Genomic DNA, 19,609 nt, shown 5'->3' with positions numbered 1-19,609 from the left:
TATACAAATAATTTTTATAGGAGGGGATGACAATAGGAAAAAGAACCAGTTTTATAAGTCTATTTCTCTTTAGTTTAGTAGCATGTTCACCATCTAGCACTACAATTGATAAGAAGAATGATGTCATTGTAAAGGGAGCAGGAATTCTCAATCTAGATAAATTTGAAAAGTTCGTTTTGAATGTCGAGCAAAGGGAAGTTGATAAAATAAGAATTGTACAGTATACCCTTGAAGGGGATCCGATTTTTCAAACGTTAGAGTATAGTGGGAACGATATATTTTATGTGTCAGATAATAGAAAAGACAAATTTGCTGGGAAGGATAAAGGGTTATATAAAGATAGTTGTAAAAGTATTATTAAAGAGCAGCGCGAATCAGAAAGTACTTATCGGCTAATAGATTGTATGAATGAAGCTGGGCGCAATGGATATGACTTAGTATATGTATCTAAAAAATAGAACTAGTAGAGGAAGGAGGTATTTACTCCTTCCTTTTTTTATGTGTATATTGTCGAAAACTTTACCGAATATCTGTTCGTTTTTTTAGGTTTTTTATAGGTATTCGTGGTAAAATAATAATACAGATTTTTATGAGGAGGTCGGATTTTCTTGGAACGTCAATTTGAAATTGTCTCAGCGTATTCCCCGCAAGGTGATCAGCCGGTAGCTATAGAGAAGCTTGTAGAGGGAATTAATAGTGGAAAGAAAAAGCAAGTGTTGCTTGGAGCGACAGGAACGGGTAAGACATTTACGATTTCAAATGTTATTAAAGAAGTGCAAAAGCCAACACTTGTTATGGCTCATAATAAAACGTTAGCAGGGCAGTTGTATAGTGAGTTGAAAGACTTTTTCCCGAATAATGCAGTTGAATATTTTGTTAGTTACTACGATTATTATCAGCCAGAAGCATATGTGCCACAAACAGATACGTTTATTGAAAAAGATGCGCAGATTAATGATGAAATTGATAAATTGCGTCACTCGGCAACGTCTGCATTATTTGAACGGGACGATGTAATTATCGTTGCGAGTGTTTCGTGTATATATGGCTTAGGTTCTCCAGAAGAATACCGCGAGCTAGTTGTTTCGCTTCGAGTTGGTATGGAAAAAGACCGCAATCAATTGCTTCGTGAACTTGTTGATGTACAGTATGGACGTAATGATATTGATTTCAAGCGTGGTACATTCCGTGTACGCGGAGATGTAGTTGAAATCTTCCCGGCATCACTTGATGAGCATTGTATTCGAATTGAATTTTTCGGTGATGAAATCGATCGTATTCGTGAAGTAAATGCGTTAACAGGTGAAGTATTAGCAGAACGTGATCATGTAGCAATCTTCCCAGCATCTCACTTCGTTACACGTGAAGAGAAAATGAAGGTCGCTATTGAAAATATCGAAAAAGAATTAGAAGAGCGTTTAAAGGAGTTAAACGATAACGGTAAGTTGTTAGAAGCGCAGCGTATAGAGCAACGTACACGTTATGATTTAGAAATGATGCGCGAGATGGGCTTTTGTTCAGGTATTGAAAACTACTCCCGTCATTTAACACTTCGTCCAGCGGGGGCAACGCCGTATACGTTATTAGACTATTTCCCGAAAGATTTCTTAATCGTTATGGATGAGTCGCACGTATCAGTACCGCAAGTAAGAGCGATGTATAACGGTGACCAAGCACGTAAACAAGTGCTTGTGGATCATGGATTCCGTCTGCCATCGGCTCTAGATAATAGACCGCTTATGTTTGATGAGTTTGAAGAGAAAACAAATCAAGTTATTTATGTTTCAGCAACGCCAGGACCGTACGAGTTAGAGCAGTCACCAGAAGTAATAGAACAAATTATTCGTCCAACAGGACTTTTAGATCCGCCAATTGATATACGACCAATTGAAGGGCAAATTGACGATTTATTAGGAGAGATTCAAGATCGCATTGCAAAAAATGAACGTGTATTAATTACGACTTTAACGAAGAAAATGTCAGAGGATTTAACGGATTACTTAAAAGATGTAGGGATTAAAGTTAACTATCTTCACTCTGAAATTAAAACGTTAGAACGTATTGAAATTATCCGTGATCTTCGCCTCGGTAAATTTGATGTACTTGTCGGCATTAACTTATTACGAGAAGGATTAGATATTCCGGAAGTATCACTTGTAGCTATTTTAGATGCTGATAAGGAAGGGTTCTTGCGTTCAGAACGTTCATTAATTCAAACAATCGGTCGTGCCGCGCGTAATGAAAACGGCCGTGTTATTATGTATGCAGATCGTATAACGAAATCTATGGGAATTGCGATTGAAGAAACGAAGCGTCGTCGTAGTATACAAGAAGCTTACAATGAAGAACATGGTATTACGCCGAAAACGATTCAAAAAGGCGTTCGTGATGTTATCCGTGCAACGACAGCTGCTGAAGAGACAGAAACATACGAAGCAACTCCTTCTAAGAAAATGACGAAAAAAGAGCGCGAAAAGACAATTGCGAAGATAGAAGCAGAGATGAAAGAAGCAGCAAAAGCGTTAGACTTCGAGCGTGCAGCTGAACTAAGAGATTTACTATTAGAATTAAAAGCGGAAGGGTGAAAAAAGTGAGTAAGAGCAAGGATTTTATCGTTGTAAAAGGTGCTAGAGCACATAACTTAAAAAATATTGATGTAACCATTCCGAGAAATCAGCTTGTCGTTGTAACGGGATTGTCTGGTTCTGGGAAATCATCATTAGCATTTGATACGATTTATGCAGAAGGGCAGCGCAGATACGTAGAATCGTTATCTGCGTATGCGCGCCAGTTTTTAGGACAAATGGATAAGCCGGATGTGGACACGATTGAAGGATTGTCACCAGCGATTTCAATCGATCAAAAAACGACGAGTCGTAATCCGCGTTCAACTGTCGGAACGGTAACGGAGATTTATGATTATTTACGTTTATTATTTGCGCGAATTGGTACGCCAATTTGTCCAAATCATGGGATTGAAATTACATCACAAACAGTAGAGCAGATGGTAGATCGTGTTCTTGAATATCCTGAACGTACGAAATTACAAGTGTTAGCTCCTATCGTGTCGGGGCGTAAAGGTGCACATGTGAAAGTACTTGAAGATATTAAGAAGCAAGGATATGTTCGTGTACGTGTTGATGGTGAAATGCTTGATGTATCTGAAGATATTACGTTAGATAAAAATAAGAAGCATTCCATTGAAGTTGTAATTGACCGTATTGTTGTAAAAGAAGGAATCGCAAGCCGTCTTGCTGATTCACTTGAAAGTGCATTAAAGCTTGGCGGAGGCCGAGTGTTAATTGATGTAATGGGAGAAGAGGAACTTCTATTTAGTGAACATCATGCTTGTCCGCATTGTGGTTTTTCAATCGGAGAATTAGAGCCGCGTATGTTCTCATTCAATAGTCCGTTCGGAGCATGTCCTTCTTGTGATGGACTTGGTTCAAAGCTAGAGGTAGATTTAGAGCTTGTTATCCCGAACTGGGATTTATCATTAAATGAACATGCAATTACACCTTGGGAACCGACAAGTTCACAATATTACCCGCAACTTTTACAATCTGTATGTAATCACTACGGCGTTGATATGGATGTGCCTGTGAAAAATATACCGAAAGATTTATTTGATAAAGTGTTGTACGGAAGCGGGGAAGAGAAGGTTTATTTCCGCTATGTAAATGAATTTGGTCAAGTAAAGGAAAATGAGATTTTATTTGAAGGTGTTATTCCAAACATTGAACGTCGTTATCGTGAAACGAGCTCCGATTACATTCGTGAGCAAATGGAAAAGTATATGGCAGAACAAGCTTGTCCGAAGTGTAAAGGTGGACGCTTAAAGCCTGAGAGCTTAGCTGTATTTGTTGGCAATAAAACGATTGCTGACGTAACGAAGTATTCAGTTCAAGAAGTACAAGAATTCTTCTCGAATGTAGAGCTAACGGAGAAGCAACAAAAAATAGCTCATTTAATTTTAAGAGAAATTCAGGAGCGCGTTGGGTTCTTAGTGAACGTTGGTTTAGATTATTTAACGTTAAGTCGTGCCGCAGGAACTTTATCAGGTGGTGAGGCGCAGCGTATTCGTTTAGCGACGCAAATTGGTTCTCGTCTAACTGGCGTACTTTATATTCTTGATGAACCTTCAATTGGTTTACACCAGCGTGATAACGATCGTCTTATTCGTACATTGCAAGAAATGCGCGATTTAGGTAATACGTTAATTGTTGTTGAACATGATGAAGATACGATGATGGCTGCTGACTATTTACTTGATATAGGGCCTGGTGCAGGTATTCACGGTGGACAGGTCGTTTCAGCAGGGACGCCGGCTGAAGTTATGCAAGATGATAATTCATTAACAGGGAAGTATTTAAGCGGTAAAGAGTTTATTCCAGTTCCACTTGAAAGACGTAAAGGTGATGGACGTAAAGTAGAGATTGTCGGCGCAAAAGAGAATAACTTAAAGAATGCGAAAATGTCATTCCCGCTTGGTACGTTTGTAGCGGTAACAGGGGTATCTGGTTCTGGTAAAAGTACGATGATTAATGAAGTACTATATAAATCGCTAGCTCAAAAGTTATATAAAGCGAAAGCGAAGCCAGGTACTCATAAAGAGATTAAAGGTCTTGAACATTTAGATAAGGTAATTGATATTGATCAATCACCAATCGGTCGTACACCACGTTCTAATCCAGCGACGTATACAGGTGTATTCGATGATATTCGTGATGTGTTTGCACAAACGAATGAAGCGAAAGTGCGCGGATATCAAAAAGGACGTTTCAGCTTTAATGTAAAAGGTGGACGTTGTGAAGCGTGCCGTGGTGATGGAATTATTAAAATCGAAATGCACTTCTTACCAGACGTATACGTTCCGTGTGAAGTTTGTCATGGTAAACGTTACAACCGTGAAACGTTAGAAGTGAAATATAAAGATAAGAATATTTCTGAAGTGTTAGGGATGACAATTGAAGATGGAGTAGAGTTCTTCGCTAATATCCCAAAAATTAAGCGTAAACTTCAAACGCTTGTAGACGTTGGGCTTGGTTATATGAAATTAGGTCAACCAGCAACAACATTATCTGGTGGGGAAGCACAGCGTGTGAAATTAGCCTCTGAATTACACCGTCGTTCTACAGGACGTACGTTATACATTTTAGATGAACCAACGACTGGTTTGCATGCGCATGATATTGCACGTCTTCTAGAAGTGCTGCAACGTCTTGTTGAGAGCGGTGAGACGGTACTTGTAATTGAACATAATTTAGATGTGATAAAAACAGCTGATTATATAGTTGACCTTGGACCAGAGGGTGGAGATAAAGGTGGACAAATCGTTGCTTCCGGAACGCCAGAGCAAGTAGTGAAAGAAGAGCGCTCGTACACAGGTAAATATTTAAAAGAGATTTTAAATCGTGATAAAGCAAGAATGAAAGAGAAAATAAAAGAAGTAGAATTATCGCAATAAGTTTATTGATGAAAACCGGGTGGAAATGACGCTCGGTTTTTATTGTATAGGGGGAGAAGATGAAGTTTTTAGAGGTGTTAAGGAAGAAAAATATGAAAGTAAGAGAGTTTCGAAGTTGGGGTGTATATTTTCGAAAGCGCTGGGAGGATCACTTTGCAAATCATTTAAGTGATGAAGAAAAAGAAGACATTTTTCTTTATGGAGATAAGTATGGATGTGGGTATCTTTGGCACATATTTAGTTATGAGAAAAAGAAGTGTTTAGAGGGTAAAGAAGCAAAGAACGCGTTTCATAATGAAGTGAAAAAGGATTGCTACATTTTCTACCAACACTGTGATGAGGTACTGTTAATAAAGGATGCGAGTTTGTTACATATGGATGATATATTGTGTGAGAGGGACGATATGTATAAGGGTGATATCTATATTGTAGATAAGGAGTTCACTTGGACTTTTGTAAAAACTCATGAACATAGATGGTGCGGCCCTTATTTTACTAAGAAATGTTAGTAGGTATACAAGCATGAAAGATAGAATAAGTTGATATAAGTGTTCGTATCATACTTGCGTTTCTTATCTATTAGCGTATGATGAAATATATATGTTTAAAAGGATGTGTAACGAAATGAGATGGATTGTATCACTTCTTGTAAATAGCGTTGTGTTAATCGCTGTATCGGGACTTTTAAAAGGGATTGCACCAGATGCATTTTACGTAGCAAATATACAAACTGCAATTATTGCGAGTATTATATTGGCGGTTTTAAATGTGTTCGTAAAGCCATTTTTAATTTTAATTACGCTACCAATTACTGTTGTAACTTTCGGCTTCTTCTTAATTGTTATTAATGCGATTACGTTAAAAATAGCAGATTCATTATTAGGAGATGCTTTTAATATATCAGGATTTGGTGTAGCGATTGTTGCGGCAATTTGTATTTCAATTTTTAATATGATAATTGAAAAGGCAATTGTTGAGCCTCTATATGAAAAAAAGAGAAAGTGACAAAAAGAAAAACATTTCATTATTCGTATGAAATGTTTTTTTCTATTTATTAGAAACCGTATTTCTTGTTTTCAGAAAAAAATGGTACAATATCCGATAGAATGGAATTTTACATCAAACGAGACTGAACCCGCAGCGGAGTGGAGGTTTATACATATGCCGAAAGTAAGGACAAAAGATTTAATTGAACAATTTCAATTGGAGTTAATCAGTGGTGAAGAAGGTATTCATCGTCCAATTGATACAAGTGATTTATCACGACCTGGAATTGAAATGGCAGGATTTTTTACATACTATCCAGCAGATCGTGTGCAGCTTCTTGGTAAAACGGAGCTTACTTTCTTTGACACGTTAACGTCAGAGCAAAAACAAGAGAGAATGAAAGCGCTTTGTACTGAGGAGACGCCATGTATTATTGTAACTCGTAATCAAGATGTACCAGATGAGTTATTACAAGCATCACGTGAATCAGGTATGCCTTTATTACGTTCTTCTCAAACGACAACGAGATTATCAAGTCGTTTAACAAACTATTTAGAAGGTAAGTTAGCACCAACAACAGCTGTTCATGGTGTGTTAGTAGATATTTACGGCGTTGGTGTTTTAATTACAGGTCAAAGTGGTGTTGGTAAAAGTGAGACAGCTCTTGAGCTTGTAAAGCGTGGTCACCGTCTTGTTGCGGATGATAGTGTAGAAATTCGTCAAGAAGATGAAGATATGTTAGTCGGAAGTTCACCAGATTTAATCGAGCATTTATTAGAAATTCGCGGTCTAGGTATTATTAACGTTATGACGTTATTCGGTGCAGGGGCAGTACGAAATTATAAGCGTATTACACTTGTTATTAATCTTGAAATTTGGGATCAAAAGAAAAATTACGATCGCTTAGGTCTTGATGAAGAGAAGATGAAAATTATTGATACAGAACTTACGAAGATTACACTTCCAGTTCGTCCTGGTCGAAACTTGGCTGTTATTATTGAAGTAGCAGCGATGAACTTCCGTTTGAAACGTATGGGAGTCAATGCAGCACAGCAGTTCTCTGAACGATTAATGAGTGCAATTGAGTTAGGAAATCAGGAGTAAACTTTGGAGAGGGAGGTCATATACATATGCTGTTAGCTTCTGTACCACAGCTTGACCGTGTAGCTATCCAACTTGGGCCGTTTCCTGTGTATTGGTACGGGATTATTATCGGTACAGGTGTGCTATTAGGTCTTTGGCTGGCAACTCGCGAGGGAGAAAGGCTAGGTATTCCAAAAGATACATTTGTTGACCTTGTATTAATTGCAGTACCGATCGCTATTCTTTTTGCGAGAATGTACTATGTTATTTTTGAATGGGAATATTACGCACAAAATCCGAGTCAAATTATTAATATTCGTCAAGGCGGTTTGGCGATTCATGGTGGTTTAATCGGAGCTGTTATTACCGGAATTCTTTTTGCGAAGCGCCGCGGGGTTTCCTTCTGGAAGTTGGCTGATATTGCTGCACCAAGTATTTTACTAGGACAAGCAATTGGCCGATGGGGAAACTTTATGAACCAAGAGGCGCATGGTGATGAAGTAACGAGACAGTTTTTAGAAGGTCTTCATTTACCGGATTTCATTATTAATCAAATGTATATTGAGGGTGTGTACTATCATCCGACGTTTTTATATGAATCATTATGGAATTTTGCAGGCGTAATTTTACTACTTGCATTAAGAAAAGTGAATTTACGTCGCGGGGAGTTATTCTTCACATATTTAATTTGGTATTCAGTAGGACGCTTCTTCGTAGAAGGCTTACGTACAGATAGTTTAATGCTAGGACCACTTCGTATTGCACAAGTAATGTCAATTGGACTTGTTGTTATTTCTATTATTTTCATTATTGTGAGACGAAAAATGGGGCAAGCTGATAAAAGATATTTAGAAAATTAGAGACAAGTAGCATCTTATTATAAGATGCTGCTTCTTTCATATTCAGGAAGGCGAAAGGACTAAGGCGATGAGAATAAATACCGTGTTATTTGATTTAGATGGAACTTTAATTAATACAAATGAACTTATTATTTCTTCGTTTTTACATACTTTAAATACATATTATCCAAATCAATATAAGCGTGAAGATGTGTTGCCATTTATCGGTCCATCTTTGCATGATACTTTCAGCAAGATTGATGAAAGTAAGGTTGAAGAGATGATTACTAGCTATCGGAAATTTAACCATGATCATCATGATGAATTAGTAGAAGAATATGAAACTGTATATGAAACAGTTCGAGAGTTGAAGAAGCAAGGTTATAAAGTTGGTATTGTTACAACGAAAGCGAGACAAACCGTTGAGATGGGATTACAGTTGTCAAAGCTTGATGAATTTTTTGATGTTGTCGTGACAATTGATGATGTAGAGCATGTGAAACCACATCCGGAGCCACTTCAAAAAGCGCTTGAATTATTAGATGCAAAACCAGAAGAGGCATTGATGGTTGGGGATAATCATCATGATATTGTCGGTGGTCAAAATGCGGGGACGAAAACAGCTGCGGTTTCATGGACGTTGAAAGGTAGAGCGTATTTAGAGGCTTACAAGCCGGACTTTATGCTAGATAAAATGAGTGATTTGCTACCGATTTTGTCTAACATGAACCGTTCATAAAGGTCCAAGTAAGTTAGTAGAGGAGCGAGCTAAGTGCGACGGACAACGCGCTATCCTGTTTCAGGAGAAAATTCGTTATGGAATGTGTATAAAACAGTGTCTTTTTGGAAGGTAATGAAAAACTTTATTATTATCCAAATTGCGCGTTACACGCCATTTTTATCCGTAAAAAATTGGTTGTACCGCACTTTTTTACGGATGAAAGTAGGAAAGAAAACATCATTTGCGCTTATGGTAATGCCGGATATTATGTTCCCAGAAAAGATAACTGTGGGAGAGAATTCGATTATTGGCTATAACACAACGCTTTTAGCACATGAATATTTAATTCGTGAATATCGACTTGGCGAAATCGTCATTGGAAATGAAGTAATGATTGGAGCGAATGTAACAATATTACCAGGTGTGAACATTGGAGACGGTGCGACTGTCTCAGCTGGCACACTTGTTCATAGAGATGTACCGAGCGGTGCTTTCGTAGGTGGAAATCCAATGCGTATTATTTATACGAAAGAGCAAATGACCGCAAGAGAAGGTTCATGGTGAAAATGTAACATTTCTCCTCTTTTTTTATGAATAAAAAGGAAATAATTGAGTATAATATACTGTTTTGTTTTTTACGGAATCGTTTATACTTATAGATAGAAGAATGTGTGAACGAAGAAAACAAAAAACTGGAGGATATATGGGGAAAAATCAAAGGATATATAAGGAGAACGGACAAGTTATCTCTTTTAATCAATTAGCGGACTTCTTTTATAAAAAAGGGATGAGAGCTTACAAAGGACAAAAATTGCAAGATGCAATTAAATATTTTCGAAGAGCGGCACAAAGTGAGAAGGAGCCGTTTATTTTATGTCAATTAGCATCAGTATTATCTGAGGCTGGTGAATATCAAGAATCGAATCAAATCTTCTTAAAGTTAGTTAGATCTAATCCAGAACTTGAACAGTGCTATTATTTTATTGCAAATAATTATGCATATATGGGGTTATTTCAACAGGCGAAGAAATATGCAGATCGTTATTTAGAAGTTGCAAAAGAGAAGGAATTCGTAGAAGATACATTAGAACTTCTTGAGATTATGGAAGAAGAAGCAATGGGTGCGGAAGAGATTGAAGATGAAGATGATTTAATTGTTATGCAGGAAGAAGCGAATCGCTATATTCGTAATGGACAATTGGAAGAAGCAATTGCTACATTAGAAATTGTTACGAAAGATTATCCGGAATTTTGGTCAGGTCATAATAATTTAGCCATTGCACATTTTCAATCTGGTAATGTAGACAAAGCACTGAAGTTAACAGAAATGATTTTAGAGAAAAACCCTGGTAATATACATGCGCTTTGTAATACGCTTATTTTTCTATATTCAATTGGAGAGCATAAACAAGTAGAGGCATTAGCGGGACAGCTAGTTTCGGTATATCCGATTTCATTTGAACATCGTTTGAAACTGGGAACTACACTCGCAACAATTGGTTATTTCGAGCATGCATATAAGTGGTTCAAACTATTAAAGCGTCAAGGATATGAGGGAGACGTTAGTTTTTATTATTGGTTTGCATATTCTGCGTATATGGTGAAAGACCAGCAACTAGCTGAAAAAATGTGGCAATATGTCGTGGAATTACATCCTGATAAAAAGGGAAAAGAACCGTGGAATGCGCTGAATTTAGCAGATGAAGGGCAAAATGTGTTATTTGAAGAATTACGAAAATCATTTCAGCAAAGTGCGACGCTAGAAGAACAAATGCTAGCTTTATATTTAATGAATGAATTGTCAACGCCGGAGAAGGTTGGATTCTTCTTTGATATAACGCAAGCGAAGAACGGTGTTCCCATCGTATCGCAACTTGCAAAGTACTTCTTTTTACTTAATAGTCATAAGAGTATTCCAGCTGATTTACAGCAATTTGAGCAGTGCGCGAGAATTGCGGATGCATTATACAATTATACGAAAAAAGATGATGAATTAATCGAAGAGTGTTTACACTTTTGGTTTTGTACGTTCATACGTTTATATACATCTGGAGACATATTTACAAATGTGTACGGCTGGTCAGCTGCGATTGAATACATTGTACGCGGCGAACAAGGAAATAAAATGACACAGTCGGAGCTTGAAGATGTATATAATGTATCTGTAGCGACTGTCCGAAAGTATGTGCAAGCTGTTAAGCGTACGCACACATAAGATAAGCAAATCATTGGGAAAAAAATGATGCTAACAGTATAATGAGGGTAACTTAATTGTGTAGGAATGGATAGGAGTGAATAGTGTGTCAGAAGAAAAAATTTATGATGTCGTTATTATTGGTGCAGGACCAGCTGGTATGACAGCTGCAGTATATACATCTCGTGCAAATTTAAGCACATTAATGCTTGAGCGAGGTATTCCAGGTGGCCAAATGGCAAACACGGAAGATGTAGAAAACTACCCAGGTTATGAGTCTATTTTAGGACCAGATTTATCAAATAAAATGTTTGAGCATGCGAAGAAATTTGGTGCTGAATATGCATACGGTGATGTGAAAAAAGTCATCGATGGTAAAGAATACAAAACAATTATTGCTGGTAAAAAAGAATATAAAGCACGTGCAATTATCGTTGCAAGCGGTGCAGAGTATAAAAAAATTGGTGTACCGGGTGAAACAGAACTTGGCGGCCGCGGTGTATCATATTGTGCAGTATGTGACGGAGCATTCTTTAAAGGAAAAGAGCTTATCGTAATTGGTGGCGGAGATTCTGCTGTTGAAGAGGGTGTGTTCTTAACACGCTTCGCATCAAAAGTAACGATCGTTCACCGTCGTGACACGCTTCGTGCACAGAAAATTTTACAAGACCGTGCTTTCCAAAACGAAAAAGTAGATTTCATTTGGAATCACACTATAAAAGAAATCAACGAAGCAAGTGGTAAAGTAGGAAGTGTAACACTTGTGGACGTAAATAGTGGAGAAGAGAAAGAAGTCAAAACTGACGGCGTATTTGTATACATCGGTATGTTACCTTTATCAAAACCATTTGTTGAACTAGGTATTACAAATGAAAATGGTTACCTTGAAACGAACGAGCGTATGGAAACGAAAATCCCTGGTATTTTCGCAGCTGGTGATGTTCGTGAAAAAATGCTTCGTCAAATTGTAACTGCAACAGGTGACGGTAGTATTGCAGCGCAAAGTGCACAACATTACGTAGAAGAATTATTAGAGGAATTAAAAACTGTATCAGAAAAATAAGGGATAATATACCTTGTGAGAAGAAAGCTACCGACAGGAGCTTTCTTTTTTTTTTGTGTGAAAATGTCAAATTTTTGTCAAAAAATATAAGGATTATAAGCTTTCTTATTGATATACTGGACTTTACGGAAAAAATCACTATAAGAAATGAGGAATTTATTCAGTATGGAATGGCGTAATATATATCGTGGATTTTGTATGGGCGTTAGTGATTTAATTCCTGGTGTGAGCGGCGGTACAATCGCTGTTGTGTTAGGGATTTATGAACAATTGCTTGCGGCAATTAGTGGATTCTTTAGTCGTGAATGGAAAAAACATTTAGGATTTTTAATTCCCCTTGCAGCTGGTGTGGCAGCGGCATTTTTAACGTTAAGTCACGTTATTAAATATTTACTTGCAAATCATTATGAACCGACTCAATTTTTCTTCCTCGGTTTAATTATTAGTATATTACCGATGTTAATGAGGGAAGCTGATGCAAAGTCGTCGTTTAAAGGTAAGCACATCGTTTTATTAATAGTTGCAGCAATTCTTGTTGCGATTACAGCTTTCTTTAAACCAGATAAGGCAGCAGATCCAATTACGACTTTAACAATTTTAAATGCAATTGGTTTATTTTTCGCAGGATGGATGGCTAGTATGGCAATGCTGCTTCCTGGGATTAGTGGATCGTTTATTTTATTAATTATTGGTGTGTATCCAACAGCAATTAACGCTTTAACTACACTTAACTTACCTTTAATCGTGGTTATCGGTGCTGGTGTTATGGTTGGATTTGTTGTAAGTAGTAAAGGTATTAGTTTTTTATTAGATCGTTATAAAAGTATGACATTTGCGGCAATTATTGGACTTGTAATCGGTTCGATTGTAATTGTATTCCCTGGGATTCCGACTGGTGGATTTTCAATTATAAGTTCAATCATTACCTTTATTTTAGGATTTGCGATTGTTACTTATTTCGGTAAGAAATAAGTACTTTAATCCCCTTGGCGATAAAAAGCGTTAAGGGGATTTTTCATGCTATTCATTAAAAGTCTAAGCATTTACATTGCTTGTTATAGAAAGCTTTTTTAAAATTGCTGAGTAGCATATGCTTAGCGAAAGAGGACTGGCTCCTTCGTTGTAGCAAACTGTTTTTGATAGTATAATGAAAGAAGTATGCAGTGAGGAATTTTACTGCAAGTAGCTGAGGTGAAGAAACATGCAAAGAGTGACAAACTGTGTGTTAATTAGAGATAATGAAGTACTCTTACTCCAAAAACCTCGCCGGAATTGGTGGGTTGCACCAGGCGGGAAAATGGAGCGTGGTGAGACTGTAAGAGATTCCGTTGTTCGCGAATATCGCGAAGAAACAGGTATTTATTTGAAAAACCCAGCGTTAAAGGGGGTCTTCACCTTTGTCATCCAAGAAGGTGATAAAGTTGTTTCTGAATGGATGATGTTCTCCTTTTTAGCGACAGATTTTGCAGGAGAAAACAAACTAGAGAGCGAAGAAGGCATCATTGGTTGGCATACATTTGATAAAATTGATGATTTAGCAATGGCGCCAGGAGATTATCACATTATTGATTATTTAATTAAAGGAAATGGCATAATCTACGGTACATTTGTATATACCCCAGATTTTGAGTTGCTTTCATATCGATTAGATCCGAGTTAAACCGTCAAGGAGAGGATACGATGACAGAGAATAATGATATAAAAATGGTAATTATTACAGGGATGTCTGGAGCTGGAAAAACAGTAGCTTTACAAAGTTTTGAAGATTTAGGATATTTTTGTGTAGATAATTTACCACCGATGTTATTGCCAAAGTTTATTGAGCTTATGGCGGATTCAAAAGGGAAAATGAATAAAGTGGCACTTGGTATTGATTTACGTGGCCGCGAATTTTTCGAACATTTATGGGGAGCACTTGATGATTTATCAGAACGTACATGGATTATTCCTCATATTTTATTTTTAGATGCGAAAGATAGTACGCTTGTAACTCGTTATAAAGAAACGAGACGTTCGCATCCACTTGCACCAACTGGTTTGCCGTTAAAGGGAATCGAAGCAGAGCGCAATTTATTAACAGATATGAAAGCACGAGCGAATATTGTGCTTGATACATCGGATTTAAAACCAAAAGAATTACGTGAAAAAATTGTTCACTTGTTCTCAACAGAAACTGAGCAAGCATTTCGTGTAAATGTTATGTCATTTGGATTTAAGTACGGTATTCCAATTGATGCAGATTTAGTATTTGATGTTCGTTTTTTACCAAATCCATATTACATTCCACACATGAAGCCATTAACAGGACTAGATGAAGAAGTTTCTTCGTATGTACTGAAATTTAATGAGACACATAAGTTTTTAGAGAAGTTGACGGATCTGATTACTTTCATGCTGCCTCATTATAAAAGAGAAGGCAAAAGTCAACTTGTAATTGCAATTGGATGTACAGGTGGACAGCATCGTTCTGTTACGCTTACAGAATACCTTGGGAAACATTTGAAACCAGAGTATAGTGTTCATGTATCTCATCGTGATGTGGAGAAGAGAAAGGGCCATTAAGGGATGAAAAAAGAGAGAAAACCTAAAATTGTCATCATGGGAGGCGGAACTGGACTCTCAGTTTTATTAAGAGGATTAAAGCAATATCCTGTTGATATTACAGCAGTTGTTACAATCGCTGATGATGGTGGCAGTTCGGGTCGATTACGTGATGAGCTAGAAATTCCACCTCCAGGTGACATCCGTAACGTACTTGTTGCGTTATCGGATGTAGAGCCACTGGTGGAAGCTTTATTTCAGCACCGTTTCACAACAGGAGACGGACTGAAAGGTCATGCGTTAGGAAATCTATTATTGGCAGGTATGACCTCGATTACAGGAGACTTTTTCCATGCAATTACAGAAACAAGTAAAGTATTAAATGTCAGAGGACGTGTATTACCAGCAGCGAATCAAAGTGCGGTACTTCATGCGGAACTTGAAGATGGGGAAATTGTAACAGGTGAATCAAAGATTCCTTATTACGGAAAGAAGATTAATCGTGTCTTTTTAACTCCAGAAGATGTAGAGCCATTGCATGAAACGTTGGCTGAGATTAAACGAGCTGATTTACTTGTTTTCGGTCCTGGCAGTTTGTATACGAGTATATTGCCCAATTTAGTTGTTAACAAAATTGGAGACGCTGTTCTTGCTGCAAAGGCGAAGAAGGTATATGTATGTAACGTTATGACACAAGCGGGTGAAACGATGGGATATACTGCTTTTGATCATGTGCAGGCGTTACACGATCATTTAGGGCAACCATTTATCAATACTGCAATTGTAAATAACCGTGAGATTCCTTGTGAATTACGTAAGTTATATGATGAAGAAATGTCTACACCAGTTGTAGTGGATGAAGAACGTTTTGTTGAAAATAATATTGATGTTATTCAAGAGGGATTAGCGAAGTATGATGATCATGTTGTAAGGCATGATACGTTAAAGTTAGCTTCGATTTTATATTCATTGTTATAAATATGCGTTGCCTCGTTTGAGGTAGCGCTCCTCATTCATATAGGACAAGAATTTTGTTCCGCAATAATCGTATAAGGAGGTGTTGACTGTGTCATTTGCATCAGAAACAAAGAAAGAGTTGACGAATCTTGAGATGAAGGAATGCTGTGAGAAAGCAGAATTATCAGCGCTACTTCGAATGAACGGGTCGCTTTCTTTTTCAAACCGTCGTCTATCTATCGATATTCAAACGGAAAATGCGGCAATTGCAAGAAGGATTTATACGCTTTTGAAAAAAGGATATGACGTGACGGTAGAATTACTTGTTCGTAAAAAAATGCGATTGAAGAAAAATAATGTATATATTGTGCGGCTTGTTGAGAAGTCTCGCGAAATATTAGCTGATCTTCATATCGTTCGAGATGACTTTTCATTTATTCGAAATATATCACAAGAATTGATTGAGAAGAAGTGTTGTAAACGATCGTATTTACGCGGAGCATTTTTAGCAGGTGGTTCAGTAAATAACCCAGAAACATCATCTTATCATTTAGAAATCTTTTCGTTATATAAGGAACATAATGATGCTATATGTGAACTGATGAACGGATTTGATTTAAATAGTAAGACGCTGGAGAGAAGAAAAGGGTACATTACGTATTTGAAAGAAGCAGAAAAAATTACAGAGTTTTTAAATATTATAGGTGCTCATAATGCACTTTTAAGATTTGAAGATATTCGAATCGTACGTGATATGCGTAATTCTGTAAATCGTTTAGTGAACTGCGAAACAGCTAATTTAAATAAAACAATTGGTGCAGCACTAAGGCAGATTGAAAATATTCGTTACATTGATGAGACAGTTGGTCTTGATATATTGCCGGATAAACTACAAGAGATTGCACAATTACGAAGAGATTATCAAGATGTAACATTGAAAGAGTTAGGTGAGATGGTATCCGGGGGGAAGATTAGTAAGTCGGGTATTAATCATCGTTTGCGTAAAATCGATGAAATTGCAGAGAAATTACGCGCGGGGGAAACGGTAGCAAAAAAATAAGAGGTTAAAGGGGAAATGGAGCTGTGGTTCAAAAAAGAGTTCAGGTTTCATTAAAAAACGGTTTACAAGCACGTCCGGCTGCGTTGTTTGTACAAGAGGCAAATCGCTTTCATGCAGATATCTTCATCGAGAAAGATGGAAAGACAGTAAATGCAAAGAGCATAATGGGGATTATGAGCTTAGCAATTGGAACTGGAAGCATGATAACAATTACAACAGAAGGTTCAGATGCAGAAGAGGCTTTAGAAGCATTAGCTGCATATGTACAATAAAAAGCTATCGCGTATATGCGATAGCTTTTTTGTTTTGTTGTCTGTGCGAATTAGCGGGGAGGGGTATTTAAGGAGAATGTGCTTGTCGAGGATTGTCGGTAAGTCGATATATTAAAATAATCGCCGATATAATCGGAGTTACGGTCGATATATTTGAAAAATCGCTGATATATTTAGGTGAATACCAGGGTGGGTATCCAGACGGAGGTGCATGATAATAAAAAAGCGCCCTGTAATAGGGCGCTTTTTTATGTATCTAGCTCCATCGGCTAGCTCTTCGTGTCTAAGGTTCTTCCGCATAAGAAGGCAAAAAGCGCCTTTTATGCGAAAGAACCTTAGCCAGTCAGAGCTGGACGAGCCGCTTCCGCTTTTAGTTATATCCAGCTCTAGCGGCTAGCTCTTCGTGTCTAAGAACCTTCCGCATAAGAAGGCAAAAAGCACCTTTTATGCGAAAGAACCTTAGCCAGTCAGAGCTGAACGAGCCGCTTCCGCTTTAAATTAATTAACGATTTGTAAAGATTTTATCGATTAAACCGTATTCTAAAGCTTTTTCTGCTGTCATGAAGTTGTCGCGGTCTGTGTCGCGTTGTAGTACTTCAAGTGGTTGACCAGTGCGGTCAGCAAGAATTTGGTTTAGTTTTTCACGTAAGAATAGGATACGTTTTGCAGCGATTTCGATTTCAGTTGCTTGACCTTGTGCTCCACCAAGTGGTTGGTGAATCATTACTTCACTGTTTGGAAGTGCATAACGTTTTCCTTTTTCACCTGCTGCAAGTAAGAATGCACCCATAGATGCTGCCATACCGATACAGATTGTTGATACTTGTGGTTTAATAAACTGCATTGTATCATAGATTGCCATACCCGCTGTGATAGAACCACCAGGGCTGTTGATGTAGATGTGAATATCTTTTTCTGGATCTTGAGATTCCAAGAATAAAAGCTGGGAAACGATTGAGTTAGCTACGTTGTCATCAATTGCACTACCAAGCATAATGATGCGGTCTTTTAATAGTCGAGAGTAAATATCGTAAGCGCGTTCTCCACGATTTGTTTGTTCAATTACTGTAGGAATTAAATTCATCTGTTATTTCCTCCTTATAAAGCTTTCTTAGTCTTATAATACAATTATGGTCAATAAAGGTCAAACGAAACCACTTTAAATCAAAAAAATATGTAGTTGTACCATGAAATATTCGCTATGTTTTCGAAATTCCCTGCTTATGTATCTTCAACATCATAACCGAATTACATAAATTTAAACGTTATGAAAACTGGAGAAAAAAGAAAAGAACGCCTTTTAACTGAAGCGTTCTTTCGATAATTAGTCTTTTAAAAGATAGGTTACTTTATTTAAAATCTTTTCGATTTGTTTCGCGTTTTTACTATACATTTCGCTTGCTGATTTCGACTTTGTTTCTAGGGAAAATAGTTCAAGATCAGCATGACATTTTTTTAAAGATGCTAATAATAAAGGTTTGTTTTGAGGAGAAGGTATTTGGAGTTTGTCATTGTAAATGTCGATAGTAAGTTGTCCGTATGAATCCACTTGACCGAGGAAGACATTTTCAATAACAACACCGAGTTTTTCTAATTCTGAATGTAGCCAAGCGCGGTTATGTCCGCTTGCTGAAAGAGGTTCATCTAGTACATTTCCATCCATAATAACAGTTTGTGGTTCTTTCTCGTTTGGTACTTTTAAACCGATGTCTTTTGCTGTAAGTGGCTGGGAATCTTTCTTTAATAATACATTTAATTCTCCGCTCGGTTCTAAGACAGCAAATTCGACTTCAGCTACGCTGAACGCACTTTTTCCGCGGAGAAGTTCCAGTAATTCGTCACTCGTATATTTTTCTTTCTTTAAGTTATCTTCGAGTATCTTTCCGTCTTTTATTAATACGGTAGATTTCCCTTCAAAGAAGTCCCGAGCTGTTTTGTTCTTTAAAGAGAGGATTCCTGTTAAAAAAGGTACCACAGCGAAAATGAGTATCGCAAAGACGCCGTGAAAAAATTTTGAATCGAGCCCTGTAGATACTTGGGCAGCGATGTCACCAATCGTCATTCCGGCTATGTATTCAAAAAAGGAAAGCTGAGAGATTTGTCTTTTGCCTAACCATTTCGTAATAGCGAATAAAATAATTAATATGAATACAGAGCGAAGAATGACAAGTGTCCATTCCGGCAGGTGAGACATAGTCGTTTCCTCCAGTCTACTTAAAACCCTTTATATTGAGGTTCTTCACGTTCTAATACTGAAATTCTATCCCTTAAATCAGCGATGACGCTGTCCATTTCTAACATACATTCATGAAATACGCGTTTTGATTCTTCGTCTTGTGAATTTAATGAAAGGGAGCTTAAACTTGCTTGAGCGCCCCTTACACTAGCAAGGCAAGTTTTTACGCTAGCGATAACAGTCATATAA

Annotated in this window: 20 protein-coding genes; 17 read left to right on the top strand and 3 right to left on the bottom strand. The window is 37.4% G+C overall.

Annotated elements, in window-relative coordinates; translation table 11 throughout:
• Positions 1 to 26 precede the first annotated feature (26 nt).
• The 17 genes from ACQGS6_RS00285 (at position 27) to ACQGS6_RS00205 (ending at position 17,184) form a co-directional block, all read left to right on the top strand.
• A complete protein-coding gene (locus ACQGS6_RS00285) occupies positions 27 to 458 on the top strand; it encodes a DUF4362 domain-containing protein (RefSeq protein WP_326318561.1) in 432 nt (143 codons plus the stop codon).
• A gap of 150 nt (positions 459 to 608) precedes the next feature.
• Positions 609 to 2,585, top strand: a complete 1,977-nt coding sequence (uvrB, locus tag ACQGS6_RS00280) for an excinuclease ABC subunit B (RefSeq protein WP_098940219.1) — start codon at positions 609 to 611, stop codon at positions 2,583 to 2,585.
• A gap of 5 nt (positions 2,586 to 2,590) precedes the next feature.
• Positions 2,591 to 5,467 (top strand): excinuclease ABC subunit UvrA, encoded by a 2,877-nt coding sequence (gene uvrA / locus ACQGS6_RS00275; protein ID WP_326318562.1) that lies wholly within the window; start codon positions 2,591 to 2,593, stop codon positions 5,465 to 5,467.
• 59 nt (positions 5,468 to 5,526) lie between these two features.
• Positions 5,527 to 5,976 (top strand): DUF4275 family protein, encoded by a 450-nt coding sequence (locus tag ACQGS6_RS00270; RefSeq protein WP_000670208.1) that lies wholly within the window; start codon positions 5,527 to 5,529, stop codon positions 5,974 to 5,976.
• Positions 5,977 to 6,091: 115 nt separating this feature from the next.
• Positions 6,092 to 6,472, top strand: a complete 381-nt coding sequence (locus ACQGS6_RS00265) for a phage holin family protein (protein ID WP_001267308.1) — start codon at positions 6,092 to 6,094, stop codon at positions 6,470 to 6,472.
• 156 nt (positions 6,473 to 6,628) lie between these two features.
• Positions 6,629 to 7,558 carry an HPr(Ser) kinase/phosphatase gene (gene hprK / locus ACQGS6_RS00260; protein ID WP_001127250.1) on the top strand — a complete coding sequence of 310 codons (930 nt, stop codon included), beginning with the start codon at positions 6,629 to 6,631 and terminating at the stop codon, positions 7,556 to 7,558.
• Positions 7,559 to 7,584: 26 nt separating this feature from the next.
• Complete coding sequence (gene lgt / locus ACQGS6_RS00255) at positions 7,585 to 8,397, top strand: prolipoprotein diacylglyceryl transferase (protein WP_000922848.1); 813 nt, start codon at positions 7,585 to 7,587, stop codon at positions 8,395 to 8,397.
• 67 nt (positions 8,398 to 8,464) lie between these two features.
• The gene (gene ppaX / locus ACQGS6_RS00250; RefSeq protein ID WP_002097946.1) at positions 8,465 to 9,115 is read left to right on the top strand and encodes a pyrophosphatase PpaX; all 651 of its coding nucleotides are present in this window, start codon (positions 8,465 to 8,467) and stop codon (positions 9,113 to 9,115) included.
• A gap of 33 nt (positions 9,116 to 9,148) precedes the next feature.
• Positions 9,149 to 9,661: an acyltransferase gene (locus ACQGS6_RS00245; protein WP_001255073.1), complete on the top strand. Its 513-nt coding sequence runs from the start codon at positions 9,149 to 9,151 to the stop codon at positions 9,659 to 9,661.
• A gap of 139 nt (positions 9,662 to 9,800) precedes the next feature.
• On the top strand, positions 9,801 to 11,312 hold the full coding sequence (locus ACQGS6_RS00240; protein WP_426964814.1) for a tetratricopeptide repeat protein: 1,512 nt from the start codon (positions 9,801 to 9,803) through the stop codon (positions 11,310 to 11,312).
• 85 nt (positions 11,313 to 11,397) lie between these two features.
• Positions 11,398 to 12,354 (top strand): thioredoxin-disulfide reductase, encoded by a 957-nt coding sequence (gene trxB / locus ACQGS6_RS00235; RefSeq protein ID WP_001288079.1) that lies wholly within the window; start codon positions 11,398 to 11,400, stop codon positions 12,352 to 12,354.
• A gap of 165 nt (positions 12,355 to 12,519) precedes the next feature.
• Entirely contained in the window at positions 12,520 to 13,326 is an 807-nt protein-coding gene (locus tag ACQGS6_RS00230; RefSeq protein WP_000455196.1) for a DUF368 domain-containing protein, read from the top strand.
• 229 nt (positions 13,327 to 13,555) lie between these two features.
• Positions 13,556 to 14,014 carry an NUDIX hydrolase gene (locus ACQGS6_RS00225; RefSeq protein WP_001190080.1) on the top strand — a complete coding sequence of 153 codons (459 nt, stop codon included), beginning with the start codon at positions 13,556 to 13,558 and terminating at the stop codon, positions 14,012 to 14,014.
• 20 nt (positions 14,015 to 14,034) lie between these two features.
• Positions 14,035 to 14,916 (top strand): RNase adapter RapZ, encoded by an 882-nt coding sequence (gene rapZ / locus ACQGS6_RS00220; protein ID WP_000138459.1) that lies wholly within the window; start codon positions 14,035 to 14,037, stop codon positions 14,914 to 14,916.
• A 3-nt stretch (positions 14,917 to 14,919) separates the two neighbouring features.
• Positions 14,920 to 15,873: a gluconeogenesis factor YvcK family protein gene (locus tag ACQGS6_RS00215; RefSeq protein WP_000712186.1), complete on the top strand. Its 954-nt coding sequence runs from the start codon at positions 14,920 to 14,922 to the stop codon at positions 15,871 to 15,873.
• Between the two features lie 88 nt (positions 15,874 to 15,961).
• Entirely contained in the window at positions 15,962 to 16,912 is a 951-nt protein-coding gene (whiA, locus tag ACQGS6_RS00210; RefSeq protein ID WP_000006560.1) for a DNA-binding protein WhiA, read from the top strand.
• A gap of 23 nt (positions 16,913 to 16,935) precedes the next feature.
• Entirely contained in the window at positions 16,936 to 17,184 is a 249-nt protein-coding gene (locus ACQGS6_RS00205; protein WP_000250307.1) for an HPr family phosphocarrier protein, read from the top strand.
• Between the two features lie 502 nt (positions 17,185 to 17,686).
• Here the strand turns inward: ACQGS6_RS00205 and clpP are convergent.
• The 3 genes from clpP to ACQGS6_RS00190 form a co-directional block, all read right to left on the bottom strand.
• Positions 17,687 to 18,268 (bottom strand): ATP-dependent Clp endopeptidase proteolytic subunit ClpP, encoded by a 582-nt coding sequence (gene clpP, locus ACQGS6_RS00200; RefSeq protein WP_001049162.1) that lies wholly within the window; start codon positions 18,266 to 18,268, stop codon positions 17,687 to 17,689.
• Positions 18,269 to 18,508: 240 nt separating this feature from the next.
• Positions 18,509 to 19,378, bottom strand: a complete 870-nt coding sequence (locus ACQGS6_RS00195) for a DUF421 domain-containing protein (protein WP_426964813.1) — start codon at positions 19,376 to 19,378, stop codon at positions 18,509 to 18,511.
• 20 nt (positions 19,379 to 19,398) lie between these two features.
• The gene (locus ACQGS6_RS00190; RefSeq protein WP_426964812.1) at positions 19,399 to 19,605 is read right to left on the bottom strand and encodes a DUF1657 domain-containing protein; all 207 of its coding nucleotides are present in this window, start codon (positions 19,603 to 19,605) and stop codon (positions 19,399 to 19,401) included.
• Between the last annotated feature and the right edge of the window lie 4 nt (positions 19,606 to 19,609).

The sequence above is a fragment of the Bacillus sp. GMs2/2 genome (assembly GCF_050172095.1).
GTDB lineage: Bacteria > Bacillota > Bacilli > Bacillales > Bacillaceae_G > Bacillus_A > Bacillus_A cereus.
Note: the sequence above shows the minus strand (reverse complement) of the source record. Positions and strands in the feature narration are given on the sequence as shown.